This window comes from Variovorax paradoxus, assembly GCF_030811855.1.
In the GTDB taxonomy this organism is placed as follows: domain Bacteria; phylum Pseudomonadota; class Gammaproteobacteria; order Burkholderiales; family Burkholderiaceae_C; genus Variovorax; species Variovorax paradoxus_L.
In genome coordinates this window covers 683,220-696,703 of sequence record NZ_JAUSRN010000001.1, presented here as the reverse complement: position 1 = coordinate 696,703, position 13,484 = coordinate 683,220, and the positions used below count along the sequence as shown (strand labels likewise).

14 protein-coding genes are annotated in these 13,484 nt (G+C 68.2%); 9 read left to right on the top strand and 5 right to left on the bottom strand.

Annotated elements, in window-relative coordinates; all coding sequences use genetic code 11:
- Positions 1-15 precede the first annotated feature (15 nt).
- Positions 16-3,240: an autotransporter outer membrane beta-barrel domain-containing protein gene (locus tag J2X92_RS03560; RefSeq protein WP_307573418.1), complete on the bottom strand. Its 3,225-nt coding sequence runs from the start codon at positions 3,238-3,240 to the stop codon at positions 16-18.
- A gap of 30 nt (positions 3,241-3,270) precedes the next feature.
- The gene (locus J2X92_RS03555) at positions 3,271-3,417 is read right to left on the bottom strand and encodes a hypothetical protein (RefSeq protein WP_200934231.1); all 147 of its coding nucleotides are present in this window, start codon (positions 3,415-3,417) and stop codon (positions 3,271-3,273) included.
- A 217-nt stretch (positions 3,418-3,634) separates the two neighbouring features.
- Here J2X92_RS03555 and J2X92_RS03550 point away from each other — a divergent pair, with 217 nt between their 5' ends.
- Complete coding sequence (locus tag J2X92_RS03550) at positions 3,635-3,979, top strand: hypothetical protein (RefSeq protein WP_307573415.1); 345 nt, start codon at positions 3,635-3,637, stop codon at positions 3,977-3,979.
- Here J2X92_RS03550 and J2X92_RS03545 read toward each other — a convergent pair.
- On the bottom strand, positions 3,969-4,760 hold the full coding sequence (locus J2X92_RS03545) for an IclR family transcriptional regulator (RefSeq protein ID WP_307573413.1): 792 nt from the start codon (positions 4,758-4,760) through the stop codon (positions 3,969-3,971). The genes J2X92_RS03550 and J2X92_RS03545 overlap by 11 nt on opposite strands.
- Positions 4,761-4,876: 116 nt before the next feature.
- On the opposite strand from J2X92_RS03545, the gene J2X92_RS03540 reads away from it, so the two are divergent.
- Both J2X92_RS03540 and J2X92_RS03535 read left to right on the top strand, forming a co-directional pair.
- Positions 4,877-5,884, top strand: coding sequence for a TRAP transporter substrate-binding protein (locus J2X92_RS03540; RefSeq protein WP_307573411.1), 1,008 nt, complete (start codon positions 4,877-4,879; stop codon positions 5,882-5,884).
- 23 nt (positions 5,885-5,907) lie between these two features.
- Entirely contained in the window at positions 5,908-6,354 is a 447-nt protein-coding gene (locus tag J2X92_RS03535) for a type II 3-dehydroquinate dehydratase (RefSeq protein ID WP_307573409.1), read from the top strand.
- Between the two features lie 24 nt (positions 6,355-6,378).
- Here the strand turns inward: J2X92_RS03535 and J2X92_RS03530 are convergent, their stop codons facing one another.
- Both J2X92_RS03530 and J2X92_RS03525 read right to left on the bottom strand, forming a co-directional pair.
- A complete protein-coding gene (locus J2X92_RS03530) occupies positions 6,379-6,765 on the bottom strand; it encodes a nuclear transport factor 2 family protein (RefSeq protein WP_307573407.1) in 387 nt (128 codons plus the stop codon).
- Positions 6,762-8,375: a bifunctional 3-(3-hydroxy-phenyl)propionate/3-hydroxycinnamic acid hydroxylase gene (locus J2X92_RS03525; RefSeq protein ID WP_307573406.1), complete on the bottom strand. Its 1,614-nt coding sequence runs from the start codon at positions 8,373-8,375 to the stop codon at positions 6,762-6,764. The genes J2X92_RS03530 and J2X92_RS03525 overlap by 4 nt, the downstream gene beginning before the upstream one ends.
- A 159-nt stretch (positions 8,376-8,534) precedes the next feature.
- Here J2X92_RS03525 and J2X92_RS03520 point away from each other — a divergent pair, with 159 nt between their 5' ends.
- The 6 genes from J2X92_RS03520 (at position 8,535) to J2X92_RS03495 (ending at position 13,477) form a co-directional block, all read left to right on the top strand.
- Positions 8,535-9,644: an alcohol dehydrogenase catalytic domain-containing protein gene (locus J2X92_RS03520; protein ID WP_307573404.1), complete on the top strand. Its 1,110-nt coding sequence runs from the start codon at positions 8,535-8,537 to the stop codon at positions 9,642-9,644.
- 8 nt (positions 9,645-9,652) lie between these two features.
- Positions 9,653-10,204 carry a cupin domain-containing protein gene (locus tag J2X92_RS03515; RefSeq protein ID WP_307573403.1) on the top strand — a complete coding sequence of 184 codons (552 nt, stop codon included), beginning with the start codon at positions 9,653-9,655 and terminating at the stop codon, positions 10,202-10,204.
- Between the two features lie 24 nt (positions 10,205-10,228).
- The gene (locus J2X92_RS03510; protein ID WP_370878328.1) at positions 10,229-10,930 is read left to right on the top strand and encodes an FCD domain-containing protein; all 702 of its coding nucleotides are present in this window, start codon (positions 10,229-10,231) and stop codon (positions 10,928-10,930) included.
- 32 nt (positions 10,931-10,962) lie between these two features.
- Positions 10,963-11,529, top strand: a complete 567-nt coding sequence (locus J2X92_RS03505) for a VOC family protein (RefSeq protein ID WP_307573400.1) — start codon at positions 10,963-10,965, stop codon at positions 11,527-11,529.
- Positions 11,530-11,575: 46 nt separating this feature from the next.
- Complete coding sequence (locus J2X92_RS03500) at positions 11,576-12,439, top strand: fumarylacetoacetate hydrolase family protein (protein ID WP_307573399.1); 864 nt, start codon at positions 11,576-11,578, stop codon at positions 12,437-12,439.
- Positions 12,440-12,505: 66 nt separating this feature from the next.
- Positions 12,506-13,477, top strand: coding sequence for a tripartite tricarboxylate transporter substrate binding protein (locus J2X92_RS03495; RefSeq protein ID WP_307573397.1), 972 nt, complete (start codon positions 12,506-12,508; stop codon positions 13,475-13,477).
- Positions 13,478-13,484 lie beyond the last annotated feature (7 nt).

Sequence of the window (13,484 nt, the reverse complement as noted above, 5' to 3'; positions counted from 1 at the left end):
CGGAGGCGGCGCGCCTCACCAGCGGACCTTCAACCCCACGCTGGCATTGAGGCCGCTCTTCACGCGCGCCCCGCCGCCCGAGGCCCACAGCTTGCCCACCTCGCCGTAGAGGCTCATGCCCGGCGTCAGGCGCAGCGTGGCGCCCGCGGCCAGCTCGGTGCTGGTGCCGCCGGTGCGTGTGGCAATGTCGGTGTAGCCCGCCGGACCGATGAAGCGGGTCACGTCCGTGCCGCTGCTGCTGCGGTAGAGGTTCAGCCGCGCATAGGGTTGCAGCGGGCCGGCGCTGGTGGTCATCTCGCCCTTGACGCGGACGCCGGCGCGCACCAGCCAGCCGCTGTGGCTGTCCTGCTGCACCAGGGCACCGACGATGCTGGCGTCGTCCAGGCTCACACGCTGGTGCACCAGCTGCAGCTGGGGCTCGACGATCCAGTCCGGCGAGATGCGGAAGCCCTGGCCCACCTCGATCGAGGCCAGCAGGCTGTTGCCCTTGCCCGAACCGGCGGAACCCAGCGCGGTCGATGCGGTGTAGCGGTTGCGCCCGGCCTGCAGCACACCGTCCAGGTACAGGCCGCTGTCGTTCTTCCAGGTGGCGTAGGCACCCAGGTACTGGCTTCGGAGCTCGCTGGAGCCGACCGCGTAGTTCGGCAGGCCGCGGGCAAAGCCGGTCACGCCCATGTGGCCTTCGAGCTCGCCCACGTAGAGGCCCACGTGCCAGCTGGGATTGGCCCACAGGTCGGCGCCGGCCTGGAAGCCCGTGAGTCGCCCTTCGCTGCGGGGGCTCACGGTGCCGGCCTGGCCGATGGTGCGGTCCATGCGGATGATGCGGGCCCAGGCCTGCCGATAGCCCTGGCCGTTTGTTGCGGTGATGGCGGCCGTGTCGTCGCCCACGCGCTGGTGCAGGTTGCCCACCATGGCCAAGTTGGCTTGGCGGAACTGTTCCGGCAGCGCAGCGTACAGCGGCACTTCGACTCGGTAGGTGGGCACCGTCACGCCGACTGCGGTCGATGGCGTGCTGCCATCGCCGCTCAGCGGGTCGCCTTCGTTCGGCGGTGGCGCGGGCGGTGCCGGCGACGCCGGGGGTGCCGACGGTGCAGGGGGCGCCGGTGGTGCCGGTGGCGCTGGGGGAGCCGGTGGTGCAGGGGGCGCCGGTGGTGCCGATGGCGCTGGGGGAGCCGGTGGCGGAGGAGGAGGGGGCGGTGGTGGCGGCGGCGGCGCGACGATGATGCCGGAGCGCAGGTACCAGTTCTCGCCCGCGCCGGCAGCGTCCGCCGCATGCAGGCGGTACTCGTAGGCGCCGGCGTCGACGTGGCCGCCCGCGAGGACGAAGGCGCTGCGGGTGGTCTGTGCGGTCGTGGTGGCCCCGTCCATCGCGGTCACCACCTCGATGCCGCTGCCGGTGGTCAGCGCGCCCAGGCCGCCCAGGTTGGTGATCTGTATGAATGTGGTGCCGCTCGCGACGGCCGAGCACCCGCACAGGATCAACCGGTCGCTCAGGCTGCTGCTCGTGCCGAGGGCCGTGCCCAGGCGCAGCGTGCCGCCTTTGCCTACCCAGGGGCCCTGCACCGTGAGCGTGGCGCCCGGCACGCTGCTCAGCAGCGAGACGGTGCCGCCGATGGCCATCGATGCGATGGTCTGGCTGTGGCCGGCCAAGTCGAGCGTGGCGCCCGGCGCCACCGTGAAGTTGCTGGCGTGGCTGAAGGTATTGGCTGCGCCCGCGCGCAGGGTGCCCGCGGCGACGTTGGTGGCGCCCGTGTACGTGCTGGCTGCGCCGAGCGTCAGCGTGCCCGCGCCATCCTTCACGAGCCCGCCGACGCCCGAGATGGGGCCCGACCACGTCATGCCGTAGCCGTGAGTGTCGATGGTGCCCGTGCCGTCGATCCGCAAGGCATTGGCCAGGCTCAGGCCATCGGCTCCGGCGATGATGCTGGCGATGGCCCCACTGTCGATGGCAATGGCGCCCACCAGCGATGAGCCCGCATTCACGGTCAGGGTGCTGCTGCCGCCGGTGAACTTCACGGCCGAAGCACGCGTGACGCCGTTGCCGCCCAGCCCGCCGGCAATGGTGCCGTTGTTGGTGATGAAGAGGTTGGCGCCCATCACGCCCTCGCCGCCGGCGCCGTTGGCACCGCTTGCGCCGCCGTTGCTGTTGGCCCCGCCGACGCCGCCGGTTCCACCGGCAATGGTGCCGCCGTTGATGAGCGTTGCGCCGGCCCCGGTGGACCGAAGCCCGATGCCGCCGTCTCCGCCGGCGCCGGGCGCGCCGGTGCCGCCCGCTCCGCCGCCGCCGGCACCGCCCGCGCCACCGGCGCCGCCGGTGATCTGGCCGGAGTTGTTGACCGTCACGGCGCTGCCCGCCAGCGTGACGCCGTGCCCGCCGGCGCCGCCGCCGCCGCCCGCGGCGTTGAATCGGGCCGGCAGCAGCTCGGAGCCGCCGGCTCCGCCCACACCCCCGGTGATATTGCCGCTGGTGCCGAAGTTGAATCCCGGCGAAGTCGGTCGCATGAAGAACCCGCCGCCGCCGCTGCCGCCGCCACCGCCTTGCGAATAGGCATCGCCACCCTTACCGCCCGCACCGCCCGTGGAGTTGCCGGAGGCGAAGTAGTCGCCCAGGGGGCCAATCAGCATGGACCCATAGCCGCCTGCGCCGCCACCGCCGGCCGCCCAGAAGCCGTTGCCGCCTGCGCCTCCGCGGCCTCCCGTGAAGTTCCCGAAGGTCGCGGTGGTGCTGGAACTCATCGCCAGGCCGTAGTACCCGCCGCCGCCTCCGCCGCCATACCCATTGCCGGCGCCGAACCCGCCGGTATGCGATTCGCCCGCGGCGCCGTCGGCGCCAGGCGAGGCTCCCGCCGCACCGCCCGCGCCCGCGGTGGCGCCTGCGAAGGAGCCGATGTCGGCGGCGGAACCTGCCGTCACGCCTGCTTCGGTCGACGATCCGCCGTCGCCCCCGCGCGAGCCCAGATTGACATCGTTGAGGGCACCAGCGCCGCCGCTGCCGTCGCTTCCGCCGGCCCCGCCATGCAGTGCGGTACTCACGGGTTGGCCGCCCGCGCCGCCGGCGGCCAGTGCCGCGGAGGCACTCAGGTACAGCACGGCGATGGCAATGGCATGCAGACTGACCAATGCGGCCGTGCGCGGCCCACCGCCAGTGCTGGCCGAGCGTGCATGGCCGCGCGAAATTTCAGGTGCGGCCACCCAGGCGCCGCGCGAGGGGTTCCAGAGCGTCCGGAATATTCTGTTCATGGTTTCACCTTTGAAGTTCTATTGCGCGCTTCAGGCGGCGCGCCGCGCCGCAAGCAGCAGGAGCAGGCACACGACCACCACGAGCGAAGCAAGCAGGGCGAATTCCATGAATGACATACCCGCGTCTTCATGCAGCAGGTTCGTCAGGTTTCTTGGCTGCAGGTTGAGCGGTTCCATAGGTGTCTCCCAGTGATGTGGCCGACAGCGCCGCCCGGTCCCCGCGTTGGGCTCGGGCGCTTCGCCGTGGAGTCACTGTAGAAATTGCGCCGCCCGCGCACATGAGCGGTGCGCCCCTTCCAGAACGAGACAAGCGCCCCGCTGGTATTGCAACGAGGCGTGACAAATCGCCTGTGTCCTACCGGCTCCGGTGCGCGCAGCCCCTAGGATTGGGGGGATGAGCAAACTGATCCTTGCCTGCCTCGGCGCGGCCGCGTGGTGGGCCGCCGCCGCTGCGATGGCAGAACCCGTGAAAGTGCCTGTCGACAGCGACGACAAGGGCACCCTGTACGTGGCGCCCAACGTCAATTCCACCGAAACCTCGGCCTACACCAAGGGCGCCACCGTCGGTGTCCAACGGCCCGACGGCAGCGGTACCTACATCGGCACCGACACCTCCACGCCCCGGCCCACCTACTCGCTGGGCGCGAGCACGGGCGGCAACGTCTCGCTCACGGGCGGCGTGCTGTCGGACGGCAAGACCAACAACGGCGTGAAGGCCGGGATCACCATCAAGTACTGAGCGACCTGCGCTTGAACAGCGCCGAAGCCCCACTGGCCTGCGCAACGTCTTGCGCCGTCGCGAGCAGGGCCGGCGCCAGTTCCCGCATGCGTTCTTCCGTCAGGCGCACCAGCGGCCCCGCGATGGTGATGACGCCGATCACTGCCCCGTTGCCGCTGCGCACGGGCGCGGCCATGGCGCTCATGCCCGGCGCAAACACCTCGTTGATCATCGCAAAGCCCTGCTTGCGCGCCGTACGCAGGTAGGCGAGCAGTGCCTTGACGCTGGTGGGCGCCTTCGGGCCGTAGTCTTCCGGCTTGCCGAATCCTTGCCTGGCGACGAGCTGCAGCGCCTGCTCGTCGGTCATGGTTGAAAGCCACGCATGGCCTGCGGAGCTGCACGACAGATTCACCGACAGGCCCATGTCCGGGTCGTAGCGCAGGCCGCGCGTTGCGCCCTGCGCCTTGGCGACGAAAGTGAGCTCGTCGCCGTCGACCACCGCGAGCCGCACCAGCTCGCCCGCCTCGGCCGCGAGCCGGTCGAGCAGCGGCTGCGCCACGTCCACGATGCCGCTGTTGCTCAAGAAGCTCAAGCCCAGGGACACGAGCTTGATGGTGAGCATGTAGTCGCCGTGGCTCTGGTCCTGGCGCACGTAGCCGCAGCGGATCAGTTCGCCCAGCAGGCGATGGGTGGCGCTCAATGGCATGTCGAGCTCGGCCGAGAGCGCGGAGAGGGCACGGCCTTCCGGGTGGCCGGCGAGATGCTCAAGCATCTTGAAGCTGCGTTCGAGTATGGCGGTCATGTCGTGCGAAGAATGGACAGGCGCAACTCTAGCTTTTGCCAAGTGTTTTCACTAGTGGAAAAGATTTCCATTTTCCTCATAAGATCGCGCTGAATCACTCGTTGTTGGAGATCACCGTGAGAAAGCTTCATCGTTCACTGGCCGCCGCCGGCCTGGCCTTTGCACTGGCCGTCCCCGCATTTGCACAAGACGTGCAGGAGCGGGTGATCCGCTTCGGCCACCTCAACAATGCCGACCATCCGGTGAGCTTCGGCGTGAAGCGCTTCGCCGAACTGCTCTCGGCCAAGAGCGGTGGCAAGATGAAGGTGCAGGAGTTCCCGGCCTCGCAGCTGGGCAACGAGATGCAGCAACAGTCGGCGCTGCAGGGCGGCGTGCAGCAGATGTCGGCGCCGGCCACCACCTCGCTTGCGGGCATCGTGAAGGAGTTCGGCCTGGTCGACTTTCCGTTCGCGGTCGGCAACTTTGCACAGGCCGATGCGCTGCTCGACGGCCCGCTCGGCCAGGCGCTGATCGCCAAGCTGCCGGAAAAGGGCCTGGTCGCGCTCGGCTACTGGGACCTGGGCTTTCGCAACGTGACGAACAGCAAGCGCCCGATCACCAAGCCCGAGGACCTCGAGGGCCTGAAGATCCGCGTGATTCCCAATCCCGTGTTCCTGGAGACCTTCAAGGCCTTCAAGGCCAACCCGGTGCCGATGCCGTTTGCAGAGTTGTATGGCGCGCTCGAATCGAAGGCGGTGGACGGCCAGGAGAACCCGTACTCGGTGATCCTTTCGAACAAATTCTTCGAGGTGCAGAAGTTCGTGAGCGCCACCAACCACGTGTATGCGGCCAACATCGTGCTGGTCAGCAAGAAGTTCTGGGACTCGCTGAGTCCCACCGAGCAGAAAATGATGCGCGAGGCTGCGGACGAATCGCGCGGCTACCAGCGGCAGGTGAGCCGCGCCGCCGCGCAAAGGGCGGTGGGCGAGCTCCAGGCCAAGGGCGCGCAATTCAACGAGCTCGCACCGGCCGAGCAGGCCCGCATGCGGCAAATCGCAAAGCCCGTTGTCGAGCGCTTTGCCGCCAGCTACGACCCCGCCATGGTCAAGCTCTACGGCGACGAGATCGCGCGGATCCGCAAATGAGCCTCAGCCACGCGAGTCCGACCATGAAGATCCTCGTCCTGCACGGCCCCAACCTCAACCTTTTCGGTCGCCGCGAACCCCACATCTATGGCACCACCACGCTGGCCGAGATCGATGCGCGGCTGCAAACGCTCGCGGGTGAACTCGGCGTGACGCTCGAAAGGATCCAGTCGAACCACGAAGGCGACCTGGTCGACTTCCTGCACACGCACATCGACGACGCGCAGGGTGCGCTCGTCAACCCGGCGGGCCTCACGCAGCACGGCGTATCGCTGCACGATGCGATCAAGGCGATGCCGTTTCCGGTCATCGAGGTGCACATGTCGAACATCGCCGCGCGCGAGGCTTGGCGGGCGCACTCGATCATCTCGCCGGCCGTCAGGGGCACGGTCCAGGGGCTGGGTCCGCAGTCTTATCTGGCCGCATTGCGCGCGCTGGTCGAGATGCAGCGGCAGCCGGCAGGCACCTGAAGAAGACGGGCGCTTCCGAGACGTTCAGGTCACGCTCATGGCAAGCGGCGTGGTCTGGAACGCCAGCTGTCGCCAGCGGCCCTCGTGTTCGGCCCAGACCTGCATCACGCGCGAGTCGATGCGCACGGTGCCGCTGCCGTCCTTGCGCACGGCCACCAGCAACTGCCGGCCAGTCATGAGCGCTGTGTTGCCGAGCACCTGCACCTTCAGTTCGGAGCGGTCGATCTGCCGGTAGTCCACATGCGTGCCGCCCGAGCGGAAGTAGCTCTCGTAGTCGTCGATCTGACCCTTGGCATGGACATGCGTGAGCGACGGATGAAGGATCTCGCGCAACCGCGCGAAGTCGGCGCGCTCCATGGCGTCGCAACGCTCTGTCTCCAGTTCGAGCAGCAGGGCTTCGGTGTCGGTCATGCGGGTTCCTGCAGAGCGGTGGCGCTGCGATCCAGCGTGGTGCCGAGTGCTTTGCAGGCGCGCTGCACCAAGGCGTCGATGTCTTCGGGGCTGCGCGCCACGCCGTAAACCAGGTGATCCGGCCGCACGAGCGCGGCCTCGCACTGGTGCCGCTCGAACCAGGCGGCGAGGATGCCGTCGGCTTCGGCCAATGCCGCCACGCTGGATGATTCGGCTGCGGCATCCATGCACAGCAGCTGCGCGTCCAGGGCTGCCGCCGGTTCTCGCAAGACACGCAGCAAGGCTGCATCGGGCGCATGGCGCAGCACGAGCAGGAAGCCGTGCGGCAGCAGGTCGTCCATCATCTGCGGCGCTGCGCCGGCCTCGATCGATCCGATGGCTTGTGGAAAGGGCGTGCCCGCGGGCGGTTCGTCGCGGTCGATCAGTCCATGGTGCACGCCAGGCAGCAGGCTCTGGCGCAGCTGCATGCGCACCTGGCCGCCTTGCTCGTCGCGCAGGCGGCGGTCGCGCTCCGCGGCGCGCACCGGATCGCGCTCGCAGATGATCTGGCCCAGGCGCTTGACGGTTGCCGTCACCTCCTCGACCTGTGGCCCGCGCTCGTTGCCGTAGCTGTCGAGCAGGCTCTCGGGCGCGCGTTCCTCGAGCGCCCATTGAAGCTTCCATGCCAGATTGACGGCATCGCGCAAACCCTGGCACATGCCCTGGGCCAGGAACGGCGGCATCTGGTGGGCGCTGTCGCCTGCGAGCAGCACGCGGCCTTTGCGCCATTGCTCGAGCACCACCGCGTGGAAACGGTAGGTCGCCGCGCGCCAGATGCGCGCATCCGCGGGCGTGAGCCAGGGGGCGAGCAGTTGCCAGATCGACTCGGGCGGCAGCGCGCGCTGCTCGGCCTCGTCGGGCAGCAGAAGGAACTCCCAGCGTCGGTGCGTGCCGGGGCCGACAACGTAAGTGCAGGGCCGCGACGGATGGCAGTACTGGACGTTGGTGGCGGGCAGGCGGTCGAGCTTGTCTTCATCGACGTGCATGTCGACCACGATCCAGGGCTCGTCGAAGTCGAGGCTCTTGAGCTTCAGGCCCATCTGCTTGCGCGTGGGGCTGGTGCCGCCGTCGCAACCCACGACGTAGCGCGCGCGCACCTGCGCCTCAGTGCCGTCGGGCCGGCGGACGGCAAGCAGGGCGTGGTCCGGCGACTGGCTCAGCTGCAGCACTTCGTGCCCGAGATGGATCGACACACTGGGTAGCTTGCCGACCGCTTCACGCAGCGAGGCTTCGAGCGCGGGCTGGTTGAAGGTGTACGACGGCGCCCACGCGAGCGGGTAGGGCGAGGGCCCCATGTCGAAATGCTGGATGGGTTCGCGGTCGCTACCCTGGTAGATCGTCGGGCGGTAGGGCGTCATGTGCGGCGCCAGCGTGCCGGCGATGCCGATCTCCTGGAACACGCGCAGCGCCTCGTGGTCGAGCGCAAAGGCGCGCGGCAGCGGATAGATCTGATCCGACTTGTCGAAGACCGCGACGCGCAGGCCGCGCCGGCCCAGCAATGCGGCGAGCGTGGCGCCGACGGGGCCGAAGCCGATGACGGCCACGTCGACGGGTTCGGGATATTGGAGCATGGTGTCTTCTGAATGCATGAAGATAGAATTGTGCATAAAACAATGTTTCGTGCACCAAGGGTTGTCCCCGATGGCGTCAAGGCGCTTGGACGAAAAGAATGCATAAAACGAGATTTGTGCATTAGACGTTCAGACAACCCCAGCAAGGAGACAGACACCATGACGACGATGAAAGCCGCCCGATTGCACAAGGTCGGCGCCCCGATGGAAGTCGAGCAGCTGCCGATTCCGCAGCCCGCCGCCAACGACGTGCAGGTGCGGGTGCGCGCCTGCGGCATCGTGCCCAACCTGGGCAACATCCTGGCCAACTGGACGACCTGGTTTCCGGAGCTGCCGCTGCCGCCGCTGCCCGCGGTCTTCGGGCTGGACCCGGCGGGCGAGGTGACGGCAGTCGGCTCGCACGTGCACACCTGGAAGCCGGGCGACCGCGTCTACGTGAACCCCAGCCTCTACTGCGGCGGCTGCCGCGCCTGCCGCAACGGCGATCTCATCAACTGCACGCACTACGCGTTCAGCGGCTACTTCGGCTTCTCACAGAACTCGCTCAAGCTGTACAAGAACTATCCGTACGGCGGCCTGTGCGAATACATGATCGCGCCGCAGTACGCACTGGTGAAGCTGCCGGACAACGTGAGCTTCAACCAGGCAGCGCGCTTCGGCTACCTGGGCACCATGTACTCCGCGATGCGCAAGGCGAAGATCGGTCCCGGCCGCAGCGTGCTGATCAACGGCATCAGCGGCACGCTGGGCATCGGCGGCGCGCTCTTCGGGCTGGCCATGGGCGCCACGCGCATCCTCGGCACCGGGCGCAACCGGGAGCTGCTGGAGCGCGTCAAGGCGCTGGCACCCGATCGCATCGAGATCTTTTCCAATGCCGACGGCGAGGCGATCGACGCATGGGCCAAGGCCCGCACCGACGGCCTCGGCGTGGACACCTTCATCGACGCACTGGGACCCGGCGCGCCGCATGAAACCTTCCAGCAGGGCGTGCGCGCATTGAAGCGCGGCGGCCGCGCCTTCAACATCGGCGCCATCGCCGGCATGGTGGGCATGGACCTGCACACCATGATGGACGAGCAGCAGAGCATCGAGGGCTCGGCCTGGTTCACCGCAGGCGAGGGCCAAGACATGGCCGACATGGCCGAGGCCGGCACGCTCGACCTCTCGGTGTTCGAGCATGTGTGCTATCCGCTCGACCGCATCAACGAAGCGATCTCCGGCATCGCGAGCCGCAACGGCGGCTTCAGCAACTTCGTCATCAACCCCTGAGGCACGCCATGAAAATCAGACGCGTGGTGGCAGGCACGGGCGCCGACGGCAAGGCCCGGGTGCTCTCGGATGGCGTTGCGCCGCGCAGCGTCGAGTTCACGACCCTGCCCGGCCATGGCGCAGCGCTGCTGTGGGCGACGGAGGCCGCCGACACCGTGGGCGCGGGCACTGCAAGAGACCGCACGGGCGAGGCAGGGTTCGCGCCGCCCGCGGGCGGCACCCGCGTCATGATGGTCAGCTTCCCGCCCGACGCAGTAATGATGCGCGCCGACTTCGATGCGGCCGCGTTCGGCGCCGAGGCCGGCCGCCTCGTGCCGGGCCTGGCCGAGACCTTCGAGCCCGACCACCCGGGCATGCACACCACCGACAGCATCGACTACGACATCGTGCTCGACGGCGAGATCACGCTCGAACTCGACGACGGTGCGCAGGTGCTGCTGCGCCGGCATGACGTGGCGGTGCAGCACGGCAACCGGCATGCATGGCGCAACCTCGGCGACAAGCCCGCGACCATGCTGTTCGTGCTCGTGGGCGCCAGGCGGGCGAGCGGCCCGGCATGAGAGGCGGTGCATAAAATGATTTCCATGCATAAACAAGAAATCTCCCCCGCCTACGAACCACCGTTGGTCGAGCAGGCCTTCACCCGCTTGCGGCAGGACGTGCTGGCCGGCACCTTCGAGGCCGGCGCCAAGCTCAAGCTCGACGAGCTCCAGACCGCCTACGGCTATTCGAGCAGCCCGCTGCGCGAGGCGCTCAGCCGGCTGGCGCAAGAAGGCCTCGTGCGCGCCGACGAGCGCCGCGGCTTTCGCGTGGCGCCCATTTCGGAAGACGACCTGGCCGACATCACGCGCATGCGCGTGATGCTCGACGTGCCCGCGCTGCGTGAAGCCATTGCCCACGGCGACGACGCTTGGGAGGCCGCGATCCTGGCCGCCTTCCACCGGCTCGAAAAAGTGGAGTCGCGCCTGAGCGATGGCCCGGTCATTCTGGACAACGACTGGTCGCAGCTGCACCGCGCCTTTCACCTGTCGCTCTTGGCCGCGTGCCCTTCGCTGCGCCAGCGCGTGTGGGGCGCGAGCCTGTTCGACCAGGCCGAACGCTACCGGCGGTTTTCGGCCCGCCACCGCAAGACCGCGCGCCGCAAGTCGAACGAGCACCGCAAGATCATGGACGCCACCTTGCGCCGCGACACGGACACGGCCTGTGCGCTGCTCGAGGAACACATCCTCAGCACGCAGCGCAACGTGCTGGCCGCGCTCCGGGCCGTCGAGGCCGCACAAACATAAGGGGTGCGCAGCCCCGCCCATCTGGAGACAGCATGCTCAAGGTCACTCGACCCACGCCATCGCATTTCGGGATCTTCGTCACCGATCTGGAACGGATGGTGGCCTTCTACACAGAGACCTTCGACCTCACGATCACCGATCGCGGCGAAGGCCGCACGTTCAAGAACCAGCTGGTGTTCACCAGCGCCAGCCCGGACCAGCACCACCAACTGGTGCTGGCGTCGGGCCGGCCGCCGGAGGCGAAGTTCAGCACCGTGATGCAGATCTCGTTCGTGGTGCCGAGCATCCAGCACCTGCGCGACATCTCGGCGCGGGCCGAGGCACGGGGCGCCACCAGCATCCGCGGCCTCAACCACGGCAATGCGCTCTCGGTCTACATGCTCGACCCCGAAGGCAACACGGTCGAGATCTACGTCGACACGCCGTTTTACATCGCGCAGCCGCATGGCGATCCGCTCGATCTCTCTAAGGATGACGAGACGCTGATGCGCGAGACCGAGGAGGCCTGCCGCAAGGACCCGACTTTCATGCCGCTCGCGCAGTGGCAGGCGCAGTTCGAATCGCGCGCGCCCGTGACGCCAGTGACGCCTGCCGCCTGACCCGGCCACCATTTTTTCCACCCCACACATCCCAATCGGAGTTCCCATGAAGCTTTTGTCATATGTCCATCAAGGCCGCGAAACCTGGGGCGCCGTCGTCGGCGACGGCGTGGTCGATCTCGGCAAGGCGCGTCCGCAGCATGCGGGCCTGGTCGACTACATCGCCTCGGGCGAGTACCTGCAGGCGGCGCAGCACGTGGAGGGACTGCCCATCGCGGCCAAGCTGGCGGACATCACTTTTCTTCCGCCGATCCCCAAGTCCGAGAAGATCGTCTGCGCGGTGCGCAACTACATGGACCACCACCAGGAGGTGCTGGCCGCCGGCATGCACCGCGAACTGTCGGAGCAGCCGCCGATCTTCCTGCGTGTGTGGCGCTCGCAGTGCGCGCACAACGCTCCGATCGTGAGGCCGCACGTGTCGGAATCGCTGGACTGGGAAGGCGAGCTTGCCGTGATCATCGGCAAGGGCGGCCGCAACATCGCCGAAGCGGATGCCTTCAATCACGTGGCGGGCTACTCCTGCTACAACGACGGCAGCGTTCGCGAGTGGCAGTTCCATGCCAAGCAGATCGCCTCGGGCAAGAACTTCGAATCGACCGGCGGCTTCGGTCCCTGGATGGTCACGGCCGACGAGATCGCGCCCGGGCGCGAGCTCAAGCTTGAAACCCGGCTCAACGGCGAAGTGGTGCAGAGCAGCCACACGGGCCACATGATCTTCAGCATTCCCAAGCTCATCAGCTACTCGTCGACCATCTTCACGCTCGCCCCGGGCGACGTCATCGCCACCGGCACGCCGGCCGGCGTGGGCTGGAGCAAGAAGCCGCCGCGCTTCATGAAGCCGGGCGACGTGTGCGAGGTCGAGATCGAAGGCATCGGCGTGCTGCGCAACCCGATCGTCCAGCAGAACTGAAGCACCGGAGCCGGACCGCGGCGGCACAAGCCGCGGCCTTCATCCACAACCATCGGAGACAAAACCATGTGGCACAGACGATTGCTCGTCGCCGCAGGCCTGACCCTGGCCTGCGCGGCACCCTTACACGGCTTGGCGCAGGGCTTCCCGGACAAGCCGATCAAGATCTACCAGGGCTTTGCGGCCGGCGGCAACGCAGACACCATCGCGCGCGTGGTCAGCACCGAAATGGCCAAGGGACTTGGACAGCCCTTCGTGGTCGAGGCGCAGACCGGCGCGGGCGGCACCATCGCCTCCGGCACGGTGGCGCGCGCCAAACCCGATGGCTACACGCTGCTGCTTGCGACGGGCGGGCATGCAGTGGCCGGCGCGCTCTACAACAAGCTCAGCTACCAGACGGTGACGGATTTCCAGATGGTCTCGACCATCACCTACTTTCCGTTCCTGCTGGTCGTGCGCGCCGATTCGCCCTATCGCAGTCTGGCCGAGATGCTCGCCGCGGCGCGCGCCGATGCGCGCGGCGTGTCGTATGGATCGGCCGGCATCGGCTCCACGCACCACCTGGCCGGTGAGCTGCTGGTGAAGAGCGCGAACGTCGAACTGCTCCACGTTCCCTATCGCGGCGATGCGGCCTCGGTCGCGGCCTTGCTCGGCGGCGAGGTGCCGATGATCATCGCGCCACCGACGGCGGTGCTGGCCAACATCAAGGCCGGCAAGCTCCGCGCGCTGGCCACCACTGGCGCACAGCGCTGGAGCCAGATGCCCGAGCTCCCGACTGTTGCCGAGCAGGGCGTGCCCGGCTACGACGTGCGCTCCTGGGCCGGCTTCATGGCGCCCGCGGGCACGCCGCGCCCCATCGTCGACCGCTTGCATGCCGAGACGCTCAAGGCCCTGCAGGTGCCGGCCGTGCGCGCGCGGCTCGAGGAAATGGGCGGCGAAGCGCGTGGCAGCACACCCGAAGAAATGACCACCATGGTGGCCACCGAGCTCAAGCGGTGGACCACCGTGGTGAACGATGCACGCATACCCAAACAGTGAGGACCCC